The organism is Variovorax sp. FW305-3-2-15-B-LB1 (genome assembly GCF_058787635.1).
In genome coordinates this window covers 20,836-38,236 of record NZ_JBYSZY010000007.1, presented here as the reverse complement: position 1 = coordinate 38,236, position 17,401 = coordinate 20,836, and the positions used below count along the sequence as shown (strand labels likewise).

Here is a 17,401-nt window from a genome sequence, read left to right as displayed (position 1 = left end):
GCGGCTATAGCCCCAGCCGCTGGATCGCGCCGCGCGCCGCAGCCGCGCCGCTGGCCATCGCTGCCGTGAGCAGGTAGCCGCCGGTCGGCGCTTCCCAGTCGAGCATCTCCCCTGCCGCGAACACGCCGGGCAGCGCCGTCGCCATCAGGGCCGGATCGAGCGCATCGAAGCGCACGCCGCCCGCGGTGCTGATCGCCTCGTCGACCGGCCGCGTCGCGACCAGCTTCAGCGGCACCGCCTTGATGGTGGCCGCCAGTTGCGCCGGGTCCTGCATCGCTTCCTTGCTCAGCGCTTCGTGCAGCACGCCCGCCTTGATGCCCTCGATGCCGAGACGGCTCTTGAGGTGGCTGCTCAGCGAGCGAGCGCCGCGTGGATGCTTCACCGCGGCGAGCACCTGTTCGGCGCTGCGGTCGGGCAGCAGGTCAAGCAGCAGCGTCGCACTGCCGTTCGCTGCGATCTCGTCGCGCAGCAGCGCCGACGCCGCATAGACCAGGCTGCCTTCGATGCCCGTGGCCGTGGCGACGAATTCGCCCTTGCGCGCGAAATGGCGCCCTTGGCTGTCGGTGAAGGCGATCGCGACCGACTTGAAGGGCTGCCCCGCGAAGCGGCTCGAGAAATGCTCGCTCCAGCCTGCGCCGTCGAAGCCGCAATTGGCGGGCAGCAACGGTGCCACCGCCACGCCCTGCGCCTGCAGCCACGGTGCCCACGCGCCGTCGGAGCCCAGGCGCGCCCAGCTCGCGCCGCCCAGGGCCAGCACCACGGCATCGGCCTTGGCGGTGACCTCGCCCGCCGGCGTCGCGAAGCGCAGCGCGCTCGCATCGAAGGCCGCGTCGCCCACCCAGCGATGCCGCATGTGGAACTGCACGCCCGCGGCGCGCAGGCGATGCAGCCAGGCGCGCAGCAAGGGCGCGGCCTTCATGTCGGTCGGGAACACGCGGCCCGAGGTGCCGACGAAGGTCTCGATGCCCAGCCCGGCCGCCCACTCGCGGGCCTGTTGCGGACCGAAAACCGCGAGCAACGGCTCGAGTTGCGCGCGGCGCTCGCCGAAGCGGGTCACGAACACCTCGAAGGGCTCCGAGTGCGTGAGGTTGAGGCCGCCGCGGCCGGCCAGCAAAAACTTGCGGCCCACCGAGGGCATCGCGTCGTACACGTGCACCTGCGCGCCGGACGCGCTCAGTACTTCGGCCGCAATCAGGCCGGCAGGTCCGCCGCCGATGACAGCGACGGTAGAAGAAACAGTCATTCGAGATTCACCAGTTCGCCCTGCCCGGTCAGGAACGCGGCGCGCACCGTGGCACCGGGGTAGGCATGTTGCACGGCAGCGCGGTAGCGCTGCATCTGTGCGATCAGGGCCGCGTCCCGTTCGGGGCGCGCGGCCGATTTGTAGTCGAGGATCCACCATGCGCCGGTGGCGCGCTCGCGCACCAGCCGGTCGATGCGCAAGGTATCGCCCTCGTGGACCAGCGTGACTTCGTTGCCATGCCAGTCGATGCTGCGATCGTCCCACACCCAGGCCCCGGCGCCCGCGCGGATGCGCTGGGCCAGCGCCGCGGCGCCGCGCGCCTGCTGCGGATCGAGCATGAATTCGCGCGCAGCCGCCCGCACATGGGCCGGTGGCAAGGCTTCGCCGGGCACCGCCCATTCGAGCAGCCGGTGCATGGCCTGGCCGAACGCGGCGGCGCGCGCGTCGACCGTGGCGTCTTGCGTCTTTTTCTTTTCGGGCGGCGCACCGATTGCAGCCACGAGCGGCGCGGGCAGGCGCTTCATCGCGAAGGTGCCCACCCCGGTCTCGCCGGCGGCGGACGCTTCGACCAGCGGCTCGTCGGCCTCGGTCGGCTCGCACAGCGGCTCCAGCCGCGCCCACCAGCTGCCCTCGTTGGCGCGCGACGGCTTCACCGACGACAGCACCAGCCGCTCGCGCGCCCGCGTGGTCGCCACGTAGAGCCCGTTGAGTTCTTCGCGGTGGCGCGCGCGCTGCTCCTCTTCGAGCAACGCGGCGGCGCAGGCCGGCGGGGTCTTCTCGCTGGCCAGGAACACGAAGCGCGTCGGCGCGCTGTCGCTGCCCTTCCACTCGACCAGCACGCCCATGGTCTGCGCGCGCGGCGGTGGCGCGTCGCAGTCGAGCATCAGCACGGTATCGGCTTCGAGGCCCTTGGCGCCGTGCACGGTCAGCAGCTGCACCGCCTCGGGCGCGGCCACGGTGGGCGCGCGCACGCCGCCCGCGCGCAAGGCGCGCACCAGGGCATAAGGCGTCGCGAAGCGCGCACCGTCGATGTCGAGCGACGCGGCGACCAGCCCGCGCAGGTTCGCCAGCGCGCTCTGGCGCAAGGCCGCCGGCACGGCGGCGCCGAACTTCGCGAGCACGTCGCCATCGTGAAAGATCGCGTCCAGCGCGTCGTGCGGCGGCATCGCCATCAGCCAGCGCTGCCAGCGGCGCAGCTGCACGCCCGCCTCGGTCAGCACGGGCGGCAGGCCTTCGCCCTTCTGGATCAGCGAGAACCAGCTGGCCACCGGCGTCTCGCGCTGGCAACGGGCCAGCTGCACCAGCGTGTCGTCGTCGATGCCGAACAGCGGCGACTTGAGCGCACGCGCCAGCGACAGGTCGTGCGCGGGCGACACCAGCGCGTCGAGCAGCGCGACCACGTCCTGCACCTCGGGCGCGTCGTTCAGGTCGTTCTTCTCGGGCTGCTGCACGGGGATGTGGCGGCGGCGCAGCGCGTCCTGCATGGCCGACAGCCGACTGCGGCGGCGCGCCAGCACCATGATCTGGCGCGGCGGCGTGCCGTCGGCGATGCGTTGCGCGACCCAGCGCGCGGCCTGTTCGCATTCCTTCTGCAGCAGTTGCTCTTCGGGCAGCACGCGCGGCGTGACGAGGCTGTCGCGCCAGTGCAGCATGCCGTCGTCGGCCGGCACGGCGGCCGCCGTGGTGTCGAGCGCGTCGCGGTCGATGGCGGGCAGCTTCAGCAGCTCGCCGTCGTCGCCGCGCTCGGTGGTGTGGGCGCGGTAGCCGTCGAACTCGCCAACCGCCTGCGCGGCCAGCATCGCGCTGTTGACGAGGCCAACCACGGCGCGCGCGTTGCGGTGCGTGTGGTCGCAGTTGAGCCGTTCGCCGCCGAGCCCTTCGCGCACGAACTTCTTGGCGGCGATGAACACCTGCGGCTCGGCGCGGCGGAAGCGGTAGATGCTCTGCTTGGGGTCGCCCACGATGAACACGCGCGGCGCACTGCTGCCCGCACCCGTGTAGGCGCTGAGCCAGCCGTAGAGCGCCTGCCACTGCAGCGGGTTGGTGTCCTGGAACTCGTCGATCAGCAGGTGCGCGACGCGCGCGTCGAGCCGCTCCTGCACCCAGCCCGACAGCGCCGACTGGCCCAAGAGCAGCTGCGCGGCCTGCTCGACGTCGTTCATGTCGACCCAGCCGTGCGCGCGCTTGACCTCGCCGAAGGCGGTGATCAGCAGGCGCGTGAGCCGCGTCATGCGCTGCTGGTAGAGCCAGGCCGCGTGCTGCGCCTGCGCCGCGCACAGCAGCTGCAGTTCGGTCTCGGCCTCTTGCGCCGCGGGGAATTTCTGCAGGTTCTTGGTGAGCCGGTCTTCGGTGGCGACGAAGAAGGTCTTGCGCAGCACGGCGAGCGCATCGGTCAGCGCATCGGTCGCGGGCTCACTGGTGCCGAACACGTCGATGATGGCTTCGGCCGCCTTCTGCGGTGTCTTGTTGGCCTCGCGGCCGAGGGCGGCGGCGCGGTCGAGCCAACGACGGCGCACGGCCTCGCCGCGCAACGCGTCGGTCGGCACCTCCAACCCCTGCAGGGCCGGGTACAGCACGTCGAACGGCGTCACCGCATCCTGGGGGTCGGACAGCGAGAACTCGACCCGCTTCGACAGCGCTTCGCCCAACGCCTTCGCCGTCTGAGAGCGGCCGTGCGTGGCGACGACCGCGTAGTAGTCGGCCAGCGCGCGCGCGTCGCCGGTCACAGCCTCGAAGAACGGACGCCAGGTGTGGTTGCGCGCCTCGGCATCGTCTTCGAGCAGCTCGTAGTTCGCGGGCAGTCCCAGTTCGCGCAGCACGGCGAGCGGCGCGTTGCGCAGCAGGCCCGCGAACCACGCGTGGAAGGTGCGGAACTGCACCGGGCGCCCGCCTTCGAGCAGCCGCCGGTAGAGCCCCTGCAGGCGCGGCACGGCCGCCTGCGCGGCCTCGGGGGTCATGCCGCGCATCACGAGTTCGCGCTGCGAAGCGGCGGGATCGAGTTCGGCGAACAGCGCGAGCCATTGGTCGAGCCGCTCGCGCATTTCGCCGGCTGCCTTCTTGGTGAAAGTGATGGCCAGGATCTCGTGCGGCTCGCAGGCGGAATCGCCCTCTTCGAGCAGCGCGCGCACGATGCGCGACACCAGCATCCATGTCTTGCCGGCGCCCGCGCAGGCCTCGACCGCGACCGAGCGCCGCGGATCGCAGGCGACGGTGTAGAAGGCCTCGCGCGCGACGTGCCGGCCGTTGTGTTCGTAGGCAGCGCCGTTCATGGCGTGACCTCCCAGAAATCCTTGCGGCACAGGCCGCGCGCGGCGCAGAAATCGCAGACGCTGCCCTCGCCCAGCGGCGGCAGCGGCGCGCCCTGCGCGATGCGCGCGAAGTCGTCGATGATGCCGGCGACCAGCGCATCGCGCGCCTCGACCACGGCGGGCTGCTCGACGGTCTGCGTGCCGGACGACTTCTCGCCCACGTTGACGTAGGCCGCTCGCAAGGTGTCGTCAGCCACCAGCGCCGCGTAGAAGGCGAGCTGCGTGTCCTCGGTCGGGTCCTTCACGCGCTCCTTGGTGACGGAGGCGGTCTCGGTCTTGTAGTCGATCACGAAGGGCTGGCCGTCGGCCGTGCGGTCGACGCGGTCGAGCCGGCCGACCAGCCGCAGGGTGCCCAGGGGCTGCTCTTTCCAGGGCTCGGCCTCGACGAAGACCGCCCCGTCTGCTTCATGTTTCGCGAGCCAGTCGAGGTAGCCGTCGCGCACCGCCGGCCACGCGGCGGCGAAGGGCAGGAACTCGGCGTCGGAGTAGCCGAGCGTCTGCGTGACATCGCGCGCAGTGTCGGCGAGCAGCGTGGCGCGCGCTTGCGCATCGCTTGTCGGCGCGTCGCGCAAGGTCTCGTGGAACTGCCCGAGCACCGCGTGCAGCCAGTTGCCGAAGTCGCGCTTGTCGACCTCGGCATCGAGCTCATCGGCGGTGCGCAGGCCCAGCTGGCGCAGCGCGAAGAAGCGATAGGGACAGCGGCGCAGGTCTTCGTAGACGCTGGTCGACACATTCGTGAGCGGCAGCAGCGCGCCCGAGGGCGTGGGCCGCAGGGTCGGTGTGACGGCGACGTCGCGCGGCGTGCGCGGATCGACGCCCGGCTGCAGCGCGTGGGCGAGCTGCAGGGCCTGCACCAGCGGGCTCGGCCGCACGGGCTCGCCGCTGGCGTCGGAATGGCGCCAGACCAGGTCGCAGTTCGGGTTGCGCGTGGCCATGGCCCAGGCCGCGCGCTGCGCGGTCTCCAGCACCTCGCGCGAGGCCAGCCCCAAGTCGAGGCGCTGCGCCGCGCTCCAGTGGCCCGGCGGCTCGGGCGACGCGGGCATGCGGCGGTCGTCGCAGCCGGGAATGACGACGGCGCCGAAGACGCGGCCCAGCAGCTGGTACATCGGCAGCACGGACACCTTGGGCGCCTCGTCGCCGGCGGGCGGCACGAAGCTGGCGTCTTCGAGCACGTCGCGCGCCCAGGCCGTGAACTCGGCCAGGCTGTGGCGCCCGCCGGGAAATTCGTCTTCCTCGCCATGCGCGTCGGCATCGAGCCAGAGGGCGGCGATCACCTTGGCGCCCGCGAAGTCGGCGGCGAGCGCGTCCCACTGCTCGCCGGCCGTCAGCAGCTCGCGCAGTGCGCGGTGCCACTCGGCCAGGGAGCGCGCGCGCGCCATCGGGGCGCGGCGGGCTTCGATGGTGGCGGTGAACGTGCGCAGGCCTTCGTCCTGCGGCTTGTCGCTGCGCGCGATCAACGCGCACCAGGCCTGCCAGTCGCGCACGCCTTCGCGCCGCAGGCGCATTTCGAGCGACTGCACGGCGAACCCATCGACCTCGGCGCCGCTCTTGAGCCATTCGAGCACCTGGTCGGTGGCTGCGTCGTGCGCGCAAGCGCGCAAGGCACTCATCAGCGTGGCGGCGGCGCGCGTGGTGGACAGCTTCCAGCCGGTTTCGTCGTGCGTGACGATGCCCTGGGTGCTCAGCTGCGCACTGATGCGGCGGGTGAGCGCGCGGTCGGTGGCGACGAGCGCGACCGGCGCGCGACCCTCGGCCAGATGCTGCAGCACGCAGGCGGCGGCCAGCTGGGCCTCGTCCTCGGGGTCGAGCGCCACGTGCGCGTGGGCCGCAGACGGCGGGGCATCGGCGGGCACGAGCGGAATGCGGATCGCGCGGTCGCCCCACAGCGCGCACAGGGCCTGCGTGAGCGGATCGGTTTGGAAGCCTTCGAGCACGATCAGCGCATCGGCCTGCGTGCGCGCCGCGTCGCGCAGCAGCACGTCGGTGGCGTAGCCCGAGTTCGCGGCCCAGGCCACGGCGACGCGGATCAGCGCGCTCTCGATGCGGAACCACTCCGACTCGCTGCCTGCATCGGCCACCTTGGACGCCCCCTGGGCCCAGTCGCCGCCCCGCACCTCAGGCGCCACGGCGGATGCCAGCGGCGCCAGCTGGTAGGCCAGCTCGACCACGCGCCCCGCGAGCGCGAAGCGTTCGGCCTGGAAGCCCGATTGCGCGAGCAGGCCCTGGGCCGTGACCAGGTCGCGCGCCATGTCGAAGGCGATGTCGTAGCCGGACGGCAGGAACCCACCCGCGCTGCGCGCCCAGTTGTGCGTGGTCTCGAACCGCGGCACGAAGCCCGGGCTGCCGCAGCGCGCCCACATGCCGCGCGCGACCGCCATCAGCTGCGCATACGGCACCAGCACCACGGTGCGCGCCGCATGCAGCTGCCGTTCGCCGAGCGCGCGCACGATCCGCGCGACGACGCCGTCGGCGGGATCGCACCACAGGGCCTGGACGGGGTGGCCTTCGTTCATGTTCTATCGAGGGGGTTGAGGGGGTCGGCGGCAGGGCCGCAAAGGGCTTTGGCTATCGCCGCCATAGCCGGGCCGCATGGCACGTCACCCCTTGGTTTCTGTCACAATGACCAGCACTTTAGCTGCACCGAAACTCTCTCTGCGCACAAGGACACATCACATGGCCAGCGAACTGATCAAACACATCTCCGATTCTTCCTTCGAGGCCGACGTGCTCAAGTCCAGCCAGCCGGTTCTGGTCGACTACTGGGCCGAATGGTGCGGTCCCTGCAAGATGATCGCCCCGATCCTGGACGAAGTCTCGGCCACCTACGAAGGCAAGCTGCAGATCGCCAAGCTCAACGTCGACGAGAACCGCGACATCCCCGCCAAGTTCGGCATTCGCGGCATCCCCACGCTGATGCTGTTCAAGGACGGCCAGCTGGCCGCCACCAAGGTCGGCGCCATGAGCAAGGCGCAACTCACGGCCTTCATCGACCAGCAACTCGCCTGATGCATTTCTTCCGGCCAGCGCGCAATGCGTTGGCCGGGGCGATTTTCCTGTCATAATCGCCCTCAGTTCACCGGGCCTTTCATCAGGCAACCGGTTCGAGTTCCCCGGTTCGTGAGGCAGTTCTTGCCCCACATCAAACCTCCCCCCGTTCCCGATTCGATTACCCCTCCAGGGGTCGTTCCATGCACTTAAACGAACTCAAGGCACTCCACGTGTCTGAAGTCTTCAAGCAGGCTGAGGCGCTTGAGATCGAAAACATCGGCCGCATGCGCAAGCAAGAGCTGATGTTCGCGATCATCAAGAAGCGCGCCAAGGCCGGCGAACAGGTCTTCGCCGACGGTGTGCTCGAAATCCTGCCCGACGGCTTCGGCTTCCTGCGCAGCCCCGACACCAGCTTCACGGCCAGCACCGACGACATCTACATCTCGCCCAGCCAGGTGCGGCGCTTCAACCTGCACACCGGCGACATGATCGAAGGCGAAGTGCGCACGCCCAAGGACGGCGAGCGCTACTTCGCACTGACCAAGCTGGACAAGGTCAACGACGGCGCACCCGAAGCCAACAAGCACAAGGTGATGTTCGAGAACCTGACGCCGCTGTTCCCCAAGGAACAGATGAAGCTGGAACGCGAAGGCGTCAAGGGCGAAGAGAACCTCACCGGCCGCATCATCGACATCATCGCCCCCATCGGCAAAGGCCAGCGCGCCCTGCTCGTGGCGCCGCCCAAGAGCGGCAAGACGGTGATGATGCAGCACATCGCCCACGCGATCAGCGCCAACTACCCCGACGTGCACATGATGGTGCTGCTCGTGGACGAGCGCCCTGAAGAAGTGACCGAAATGCAGCGCACGGTGAAGGGCGAAGTCATTGCTTCGACCTTCGACGAGCCCGCAGCGCGCCACGTGCACGTCGCCGAAATGGTGATCGAGCGCGCCAAGCGCCTGGTCGAACTCAAGAAGGACGTGGTGATCCTGCTGGACTCGATCACGCGCCTGGCCCGCGCCTACAACAACGTCGTGCCCTCGTCGGGCAAGGTGCTGACCGGCGGTGTCGACTCCAACGCGCTGCAGCGTCCCAAGCGCTTCCTGGGCGCCGCGCGCAACGTGGAAGAAGGCGGCTCGCTGACCATCATCGGCACCGCGCTGATCGACACCGGCAGCCGCATGGACGAAGTGATCTTCGAAGAGTTCAAGGGCACCGGCAACTCCGAAATCCACCTGGACCGCCGCCTGTACGAAAAGCGCGTGTTCCCCTCGATCCAGCTCAACCGCAGCGGCACGCGCCGCGAGGAACTGCTGCTGGCCCCCGAGATCCTGCAGAAGACCCGCATCCTGCGCCAGCTCATGTACAACATGGACGAGATCGAGTCGATGGAGCTGATGCTCAAGAACATGAAGGCGACCAAGACCAATGTCGAGTTCTTCGACATGATGCGTCGCGGCGGCTGAGCGTCAGGCCCTTCCGCAAAAGCGCGTTGGCCCTCACGGGTCAACGCGCTTTTTTCATGGGCGCTCGATGCGGATGGCGCGGCCTTCGGCGGCGCTCTGGCGGCCGATGTCGAGCAGTTCCATCAGCGCGACGGCCTGCGCGGGTGGCACGGGATTGGGCCCCTTGCCGAGGATCGCATCGCGGACCGCCGCGTAGTAGGCGACGTAGTTGCCGGCCTGCATCGGCACCGCGCGAAAGTGCGGGGCGCCGTCGCTGCCCGTCAGCGTGAGTTCGCCGTCGAGCGGATCGCCCCCCCACCCTTCCGCCGGCGGCCGCTGGCCGGCGCGCAGCGCGTCTTCCTGCGTGTCGACGCCGTGCTTGACGTAGCTCCCGCGCGTGCCGTGCACGATGTAGCGCGGCGCCGCATGGGCCGCGAGCGTCGTGGCGTGCAGCACCACGCGCAAAGGCGCATGAGGGCCGCTCTCGTAGCGCAGCACGGCGTGGAAATAGTCTTCGACCCGCGCGCCGTCGCGCAAAGCGGCCGTGTCGAGCTGCAGCGTGTCGGGCCGACCGAACAGCTGCACGGCCTGGTCGAGCAGGTGCGAACCCAGGTCCACCCACAGGCCCGCGCCCGGCACAGGCTGCTCCCGCCAGCGCTCGCGAACCTCGGGACGGAAGCGGTCGAAATGCGACTCCAGGTACACCGGGCGCCCCAGATCGCCAGACGCCAGGACCTGCTGGAGCGTCAGGAAATCGGCGTCGAAACGCCGGTTCTGGTAGACCGAGAGCACGCGATTGTTGCGATATGACAACAACTCGAGCTCTCGCGCTTCGGCCACGTCGAGCGTGAAAGGCTTGTCGACCACCACGTGCTTGCCCGCCTCCAGCGCCGCTTTGGCCACGGGATGATGCTGGGCATTGGGCGTCGCCACCACCACGAGGTCGATGTCCGCCCGGGCCACCAGCGCAGCCACGTCGGGCACCACGGCCACGCTGGGCCAGTCGGCATGCACCTTGTGCGGCTGCGAGCTCGCCACGGCCGCCAGTTCGAGTCCCGGAACGGCCGAGAGCACCGGCGCGTGGAAGGTCTGGCCGGCGAAACCGTAGCCGACAAGGCCGGCGCGAAGGGGTGTAGAAGTCATGGGAGGGCCCGGTTTGCTCGCAATTGGGGCAGTATGCGATAATCATGGGCTCCGCGAAAAGTGCGGCTGGGCACGTCGCCCGGCTTCCTTGGCCTTCACTTCACGTCAAGACCTCAGGGCGGCGCGCCAGATTGCTGGCACGCTGGTGGCTCTCGCATCGACCGCGCATTGATTCCAACAGCGCAAAAGGAAACACCATGGCAAAAGAAGGCATCCACCCGAATTACCGCGAAGTTCTGTTCGTCGACATGTCGAACGGCTTCAAGTTCGTGACCCGTTCGTGCGCGAACACCAAGGAAATGGGCAAGACCGACGACGGCCGCGAGCTGCCCCTGTTCAAGCTCGACACCACGAGCGAATCGCACCCCTTCTACACCGGCACGCAAAAGTCGGTGGACAACATGGGTGGTCGCGTCGAGAAGTTCCGCAACCGCTTCGGCAAGACCGCTGCCAAGTAATCAGGCACGCGCTCTGGCGTCGAGGGCAGCCCGGTTTACCGCGCTGCCCTTTTTCTTTCCAATCACCCCTTCGCCTCTTCCGCCTCGCCCTTGAACCAGCCGACCCCCGCGATCGTTGCCCAGAATGCCGTACGCCGGCTGCCGCGCGTCGCGTTGCTGCTGCTGTGCGCAGCCTACCTGCTGCCGGGCCTGCTCGGCCGGGGCCCCTGGAAGAGCGCCGACATCACGGCCTTCGGCTACATGGCCGAGCTGGCCCGCAGCACCGAGGGCATCGCCCGCTGGTTCGACCCGCTGCTTCTGGGCATGCGCCCCGAGACCCCCGCGCTGATCCCGTACTGGATCGGCGCCTGGGCGATCCAGCTCGCCCCGTCGTGGGTCAACCCCGACCTGGCCGTGCGCTTCGTGTTCGCGCTGATGCTGTGGGGCACCTTCACCGCGACCTGGTACGCCGTCTATTACCTCGCCCGCACCCCGCGCGCGCAGCCCGTGGCCTTTGCCTTCGGCGGCGAGGCGCGCCCGACCGACTACGCCCGCGCCATCGCCGATGGCGGCCTGCTGGCGCTGATCGCCTCGCTGGGCCTGGCCCAGCTGGGGCATGAAACCACGCCCGCGCTGGCGCAGCTGTACTTCGCCTCGCACCTGTTCTATGGCGTCGCCGCACTGCCCTACCGCCGCGTCGGCCCGGTGATCGCACTCGTGGTCGGCACCCTCGGCATGACGCTGAGCGGCGGGCCGACGGTCGGCCTCGCGCTGGCGATCGGCAGCGCCGTGTACATGGCCTACGAACGCCACCAGCGCGCCACCCGTGCAGCGGAAGGCTACAGCGACGACGAGAGCCCCGGCTTCACCCTGCCCGCCCTGCTGACGATGCTCGGCATCACCGTGCTGGCCGCCGCGCTGGTCTTCGGCCTGGGCCTGGCGCAATGGAAGATCACGCTGGGCCACTCGCTGCTGTCCGACGTGCGCAGCCAGGCCAAGCTGCTGCTGTGGTTCACCTGGCCGGTCTGGCCGCTCGCGATCTGGACCCTCTGGCGCTGGCGCCGCCAGTGGCTCGAGCGCCACGTGGCGCTGCCGCTGTGGTTCGCGCTGGTGCCGCTGGCCGCCACCTGGACCACCGACTTCTCCGACCGCTCGCTGCTGCTGGCCCTGCCCGCCTTCGCCACGCTGGCGGCCTTCGCGCTGCCGACCTTCCGGCGCAGCGCCGCGGCGCTGATCGACTGGTTCAACGTGCTGTTCTTCAGCGGCCTGGCCGTGCTCGGCTGGATGTACTGGATCGCCATGCTGACCGGCGCGCCGCGCAAGCCGGCCGCCAGCGTGGCGCGGCTGGTGCCGGGCTTCGTGGCCGAGTTCTCGCCGGTCGCCTTCGTGCTCGCCCTGGCCGCCACGCTGGCCTGGTGCTGGCTGGTGCGCTGGCGCACCGGGCGCCATCGCGCCGCGCTCTGGAAGACGTTGGTGCTGCCGGCCGGCGGCACCGCGCTGTGCTGGATGCTGCTGATGACGCTGTGGCTGCCGTCCATCGACTACGCGCGCAGCTACGTCCCGCAGGTGCGCGCCGTGACCGAGCGCATCGGCCATCCGCGCTGCGTCGCCGAGCTGGCGCTGAGCCGGCCGCACGTCGCGGCGCTGCGCCACCACGGCAACCTCAACCTGCAGCCGCTGCTGCTGGGCAACGACTGCCCGTGGCTGCTCGTGAGCCCCGACACCATCGAGCGGCTGCACACCATCATCCCGCTGGAACAGTGGCGCTTCAGCGGCACCCTGCGCCGTCCCAGCAGCCCCGCGGACGACCTGCTGCTCTACGAAAAGATCGTGCGCTGACCCGTGAGCAGCAGCACGCACGGGAACGAACGCGGACTCATCGCACGGCACGCCGGCACGGTGCTGATCGGCCAGCTGGCCGTGATGGCCTTCGGCGTGGCCGACACCATCATCGCGGGCCGCTATTCCGAAGGCGCCCTGGCCGCGCTGTCGGTGGGCGCCGCCATCTTCGTCAGCGTGTATGTCTCGCTGATGGGCGTGCTGCAGGCGCTGCTGCCGGTGTGGGCCGAACTGCACGGCGCCAACCGGGGCAGCGAGATCGGCCGCTCGGTGCGCCAGTCGCTCTACCTCGCAGCCATCGCCGTCGTGGTCGGCATGACCGTGCTGCTGCTGCCCGGCGCCGCGCTGCGCTGGACGCAGGTGCCCGCCGACATGCGCGGCGAGGTCGAGGCCTACCTCGCGGTGCTGGCCTTTGCGCTGGCGCCCGCCCTGCTCTTTCGTCTCTTCAGCACGCTGAACCAGAGCCTGGGCAAGCCCAAGCTCGTGACCTGGCTGCAGCTGGCTTCGCTGCTCGTGAAGCTGCCGCTGTCGGTCTGGTTCACCTTCGGCGGCGCCGGCCTGCCGGCGATGGGGCTGGTGGGCTGCGCCTGGGCCACGCTGTGCGTGAACTGGGCCATGCTCGGCTGCGCGGTCTGGCTGCTGCGCCACGGCGCGTTCTACCGCGGCTACCAGCTGTGGGAGCGCATCGAGGCGCCCGACTGGCGCCAGATCCGACTGTTCGCGCGGCTGGGCGTGCCCGGCGGCCTCGCGGTGCTGGTGGAAGTGACCTCGTTCACGCTGATGGCGCTCTTCATCGCGCGCCTGGGCACCGCGGCCGCGGCCGCGCACCAGATCGCCTCGAACCTGCTGGCCGTGGCCTACATGACGCCGCTGTCGCTCGCCATCGCAACCAGCGCGCGCGTGAGCTTCTGGCTCGGTGCCGGCGACACCGTCCGGGCGCGCCATGCCTGCCGGCTGGGCTTCGAGCTCACCGCGCTGTTCGCGCTGCTCTATGCCGGCGCGATGGCCGTGTTCCGCACGCAACTCGCCAACGTGTACTCCGACAACCCCGCCGTGATCGCGATGGCGGCGGCGCTGCTGACCACCGTGGCGCTGTATCACATCGCCGATGCGTTCCAGACGCTGTGCGTCTTCGTGCTGCGCTGCTACCGCGTGACGCTGGCGCCGCTGGTCATCTACTGCGCGATGCTCTGGGGCATGGGCCTGGGCGGCAGCTACCTGCTGGCCTACCGCGGCCTGGGGCCGTGGCCGGCCATGCAGTCGCCACTGGCCTTCTGGCTCATGAGCGCCGCGGCGCTGGCGCTCACCGCGCTGTTGTTCGTCGCGCTGCTGCGCTGGACGATGAAGGCGCGGGCCCGCTGAAGGCCACGCGACTCGCTTACTTGGTCATCACGCGCGCTTCGCGCACGCGCGTCGCCGGGAACAGCAGCGCGAAGCGGCTGCCCTTGCCCACGGTGCTTTCGATGCGCAGCTCGGTACCGTGGCGCTGCGCGATGTGCTTCACGATCGCCAGCCCGAGCCCCGTGCCGCCGGTTTCGCGCGAGCGGCTGCGGTCGATGCGATAGAAGCGCTCGGTGAGCCGCGGAATGTGCTCGGCGGCAATGCCCGGCCCCGTGTCGCGCACGGCGTATTCGCCGCGCCCGTCAGGCAGCACCCGCCAGGTCACCACCACCTCACCGCCGCCGGGCGTGTAGCGGATGGCGTTGCTCACGAGGTTCGACATCGCGCTCTGCAGTTCGGTCGGCGCGCCCGACAGCTCGGACTCGGCCTCGGACGTGAACGTGAGCCGGTGCCCCTGCGGCGTGAGCCGGCCCGACAGGCCACGCCCCTCGTCTTCGCACTGCGCCAGCAGCGCGCGCATGCGCACCCACTGGTTGCCCGACGGCGCCGCGCTGCCTTCCAGCCGCGACAGCGTCAGCAGGTCGTTCACCAGCGTTTCCATGCGATGCGACTGCTGCCCCATCAGCGACAGGTAGCGCGTGCGCTCGTCGGCATCCAGCGGCAGGTTCTGCAGCGTCTCGACAAAGCCCGCCAGCACCGTGAGCGGCGTGCGGATCTCGTGCGACACGTTGGCCACGAAGTCGCGCCGCATCGCCTCGGCCTGCTCCAGCGCCGTGATGTCACGCGTGAGCAGCATGCGCCGGTTGCCGGCGTAGGGATGCACCTGCACCGACAGCCGCACCGGATGGCCGCGATGCTGTGCATGCACGAGACCGGGCGCATCGATGACGACGTCGCGGCTGTAGTTCCACGAGGCCAGGTAGGCCACGAACGCCGGGTCGCGCACGAGGTTCGCCAGGTGCTGCAGCAGGTCGCGCTCGGCATCGATGCCGAACTGGCCCGCCGCCGTCTGGTTGCACCACTCGATGCGGCCCTGCTCGTCGAGCAGCACAACGCCGTTGGGCGACGCCTGGATCGCGGCCAGGAACTCCTGCAGCCGGTCTTCGGCCTGCCGGGTCTGTTGTTCGCGGTCGCGCAGCAGCTTGCGGATGCGCTCCGAAAGCTCGCCCCACACGCCCGGCCCGCGCGACGGCAGCCCGGCCGCGTCGTTGCGCAGCACGCGCAGCAGGCGTTCGGCGCGCCAGGCATCGAAGCCCAGCCAGAGCACCGCGCCCAGCCAGGCGCCCAGCCAGCCGTACTTCCAGCCGAAAAGGCCGACAGCGCCCGCCGCAATTACGAGGGACGCTATTAAAAACATAGCAATACGAAAAGGCATGGCGGGCGATTATCCGCGCCCGCCGCCGAGGCTCACGGCGCTGCTCACACCGTGACTTGGGCCGTCAGCCGGTAACCCGCTCCGCGAACGGTTTCCACCATCGGCGCGGCCACGCCCAGCGACTCACGCAGGCGCTTGACGTGCACGTCGACCGTGCGTTCCTCGATGTAGACGTGGTCGCCCCACACCTTGTCCAGCAGCTGCGCGCGGCTGTGCACGCGCTCGGCATGCTGCATCAGGTAGGCCAGCAGCTTGAACTCGGTCGGGCCGACCTTCAGCGCCCCGCCCTGCCAAGTGACGCGGTGGGTGGAGGTGTCGAGGGCCAGTTCGCCGATCTCGACACGCTCGGTCACCACCTCGGGCGCACGGCGGCGCAGCACGGCGCGGATGCGCGCCAGCATTTCCTGGGTGGAGAACGGCTTGGTGATGTAGTCGTCGGCACCGGCATCGAGGCCGGCGACCTTGTCGGGCTCATCGCCGCGCGCCGTGAGCATCAGGATCGGGATGGCCTTGGTGCGCGGGTCTTTGCGCCACTGGCGCGCGAGCTGCAGGCCGCTCTGGCCCGGCAGCATCCAGTCGAGCAGGATCAGGTCCGGCAGGAAGGCGTCGATTTCACGCTGGGCAGCAGCACCGTCTTCGGACCAGATCGGCTCGAAGCCGTTGTGGCGCAGGTTGACGGCGATCAGCTCGGCGATCGAGGATTCGTCTTCGACGATCAGGACTCTTGGTTTCTTCATGCGTTATGGGGAGTCTTTGCGGCGACGGTCGTCACTGCAATGCCGACTCGATTTCCTCCATCGAAGTGTGCCGCACATCGGCGCCCTTGACGATGTAGATGATGAACTCGGCGATGTTCTTGGCGTGGTCGCCGATGCGTTCGATGGCCTTGGCCAGGAACAGCAGGTCCAGGCTGGCGGAGATGGTGCGCGGGTCTTCCATCATGTAGGTGACCAGCTTGCGCACGAAGCCGTCGAACTCCTTGTCGATGAGGTCGTCGTCCTTGAGGATCGACAGCGCGGCGGCCGTGTCCAGGCGCGCGAAGGCGTCCAGCGCGGTGCGCAGCAGGTTCGAGGCCAGGTCGGCGGCAATGCGCAGCTCGGTGGTGGGCAGCTGGCGGGCCGATCCGCTCTCGATGATCGACTTGACCATGCGCGCGATCTTGTTGGCCTCGTCGCCCACGCGCTCCAGATTGGCGGTGGTCTTGCTGATGGCGATCAAGAGGCGCAGGTCGCGTGCCGTGGGCTGGCGACGGGCGATGATCGACGACAGCTCGCGGTCGATCTCGATCTCCATCGCGTTGACGCGGTGCTCGGTCTCCATCACGCGGTCGGCGGCTTCGGCGTCGAACTGCAGCAGGGCGTACACGGCCTGGTGAATCTGCGACTCGACCATGCCGCCGAGCTCCATCACGCGCGACGAGACGCCGTTGAGTTCGCTGTCGAACTGGCTGGAAAGGTGTTTCTCGGTCATGGTGTTTCCTTTGACTTCAACCGAAGCGGCCGGTGATGTAGTCCTCGGTCTCCTTGCGCTGCGGCTTGAAGAACATCTGTTCGGTGGCACCGAACTCGATCAGGTCGCCGAGGTACATGTAGGCGGTGTAGTCGCTGCAGCGGGCGGCTTGCTGCATGTTGTGGGTCACGATGACCACGGTGTACTCGTTTTTCAGCTCGGCGATCAACTCTTCGATCTTCGCTGTCGAGATCGGGTCGAGTGCGGAGCACGGTTCGTCGAGCAGCAGCACTTCGGGCTTGATCGCGATGCCGCGTGCAATGCACAGACGCTGCTGCTGGCCGCCGGAGAGACCCGAGCCGCTTTGCTGCAGCTTGTCGCGCACTTCGGTCCACAGGGCGGCCTTCTTCAGGGCCCACTCGACGCGGTCGTCCATTTCGCTGGCCGAGAGATTTTCGAACAGCTTCACGCCGAAGGCGATGTTGTCGTAGATCGACATCGGGAACGGCGTGGGCTTCTGGAACACCATGCCGACCTTGGCGCGGATCAGCGCCACATCCTGCTTGGACGTGAGCAGGTTCTCGCCGTCCAGCGCAATGGTGCCTTCGGCGCGCTGCTCGGGGTACAGCTCGAACATGCGGTTGAAGGTGCGCAGCAGGGTCGACTTGCCGCAGCCCGACGGGCCGATGAAGGCCGTGACCTTGTTCTCGGGGATCTCGAGGTTGATGCCCTTGAGCGCGTGGAACTTGCCGTAGTAGAAGTTCAGGTCCTTGACCGAGATCTTCGAGCGCGACGGTTGTTGTTGTGCGACGGTGTTTGGCATGTTGGCGCCT

13 protein-coding genes are annotated in these 17,401 nt (G+C 69.3%); 5 read left to right on the top strand and 8 right to left on the bottom strand.

Features of this window, described 5'->3' with window-relative positions; genetic code table 11:
• Nucleotides 1-4 precede the first annotated feature (4 nt).
• From AC3WQR_RS06490 to AC3WQR_RS06480, 3 genes are read right to left on the bottom strand one after another with little or no spacing between them, the layout of a single operon-like run.
• Entirely contained in the window at nt 5-1,243 is a 1,239-nt protein-coding gene (locus AC3WQR_RS06490) for a TIGR03862 family flavoprotein (RefSeq protein ID WP_492741482.1), read from the bottom strand.
• The gene (locus tag AC3WQR_RS06485; protein ID WP_492741481.1) at nt 1,240-4,512 is read right to left on the bottom strand and encodes a UvrD-helicase domain-containing protein; all 3,273 of its coding nucleotides are present in this window, start codon (nt 4,510-4,512) and stop codon (nt 1,240-1,242) included. Before AC3WQR_RS06485 ends, AC3WQR_RS06490 begins: the two co-directional genes overlap by 4 nt.
• Nucleotides 4,509-7,064, bottom strand: a complete 2,556-nt coding sequence (locus tag AC3WQR_RS06480) for a PD-(D/E)XK nuclease family protein (RefSeq protein ID WP_492741480.1) — start codon at nt 7,062-7,064, stop codon at nt 4,509-4,511. Before AC3WQR_RS06480 ends, AC3WQR_RS06485 begins: the two co-directional genes overlap by 4 nt.
• A gap of 160 nt (nt 7,065-7,224) precedes the next feature.
• On the opposite strand from AC3WQR_RS06480, the gene trxA reads away from it, so the two are divergent.
• Both trxA and rho read left to right on the top strand, forming a co-directional pair.
• A complete protein-coding gene (trxA, locus tag AC3WQR_RS06475; protein WP_042578306.1) occupies nt 7,225-7,557 on the top strand; it encodes a thioredoxin TrxA in 333 nt (110 codons plus the stop codon).
• A gap of 182 nt (nt 7,558-7,739) precedes the next feature.
• Nucleotides 7,740-9,005 carry a transcription termination factor Rho gene (rho, locus tag AC3WQR_RS06470; protein ID WP_062473130.1) on the top strand — a complete coding sequence of 422 codons (1,266 nt, stop codon included), beginning with the start codon at nt 7,740-7,742 and terminating at the stop codon, nt 9,003-9,005.
• Nucleotides 9,006-9,059: 54 nt separating this feature from the next.
• Here rho and AC3WQR_RS06465 read toward each other — a convergent pair whose 3' ends face one another.
• On the bottom strand, nt 9,060-10,127 hold the full coding sequence (locus AC3WQR_RS06465; protein ID WP_492741479.1) for an oxidoreductase: 1,068 nt from the start codon (nt 10,125-10,127) through the stop codon (nt 9,060-9,062).
• 197 nt (nt 10,128-10,324) lie between these two features.
• Here AC3WQR_RS06465 and AC3WQR_RS06460 point away from each other — a divergent pair, with 197 nt between their 5' ends.
• From AC3WQR_RS06460 to AC3WQR_RS06450, 3 genes are all read left to right on the top strand, one after another.
• Nucleotides 10,325-10,585: a type B 50S ribosomal protein L31 gene (locus tag AC3WQR_RS06460; RefSeq protein ID WP_056580149.1), complete on the top strand. Its 261-nt coding sequence runs from the start codon at nt 10,325-10,327 to the stop codon at nt 10,583-10,585.
• Nucleotides 10,586-10,675: 90 nt separating this feature from the next.
• The gene (locus AC3WQR_RS06455) at nt 10,676-12,403 is read left to right on the top strand and encodes a hypothetical protein (RefSeq protein WP_492741478.1); all 1,728 of its coding nucleotides are present in this window, start codon (nt 10,676-10,678) and stop codon (nt 12,401-12,403) included.
• A 3-nt stretch (nt 12,404-12,406) separates the two neighbouring features.
• Complete coding sequence (locus AC3WQR_RS06450) at nt 12,407-13,765, top strand: MATE family efflux transporter (protein WP_492727247.1); 1,359 nt, start codon at nt 12,407-12,409, stop codon at nt 13,763-13,765.
• Between the two features lie 16 nt (nt 13,766-13,781).
• Here AC3WQR_RS06450 and phoR read toward each other — a convergent pair whose 3' ends face one another.
• Genes phoR through pstB form a run of 4 tightly spaced genes read right to left on the bottom strand, consistent with a single transcriptional unit; the run spans nt 13,782 to nt 17,391 of the window.
• Nucleotides 13,782-15,119: a phosphate regulon sensor histidine kinase PhoR gene (phoR, locus tag AC3WQR_RS06445; protein WP_492741477.1), complete on the bottom strand. Its 1,338-nt coding sequence runs from the start codon at nt 15,117-15,119 to the stop codon at nt 13,782-13,784.
• A 44-nt stretch (nt 15,120-15,163) separates the two neighbouring features.
• Nucleotides 15,164-15,856: a phosphate regulon transcriptional regulator PhoB gene (gene phoB / locus AC3WQR_RS06440; protein ID WP_062473140.1), complete on the bottom strand. Its 693-nt coding sequence runs from the start codon at nt 15,854-15,856 to the stop codon at nt 15,164-15,166.
• A gap of 31 nt (nt 15,857-15,887) precedes the next feature.
• Complete coding sequence (phoU, locus tag AC3WQR_RS06435) at nt 15,888-16,589, bottom strand: phosphate signaling complex protein PhoU (protein ID WP_062473142.1); 702 nt, start codon at nt 16,587-16,589, stop codon at nt 15,888-15,890.
• Between the two features lie 16 nt (nt 16,590-16,605).
• A complete protein-coding gene (pstB, locus tag AC3WQR_RS06430; protein WP_056580144.1) occupies nt 16,606-17,391 on the bottom strand; it encodes a phosphate ABC transporter ATP-binding protein PstB in 786 nt (261 codons plus the stop codon).
• Nucleotides 17,392-17,401 lie beyond the last annotated feature (10 nt).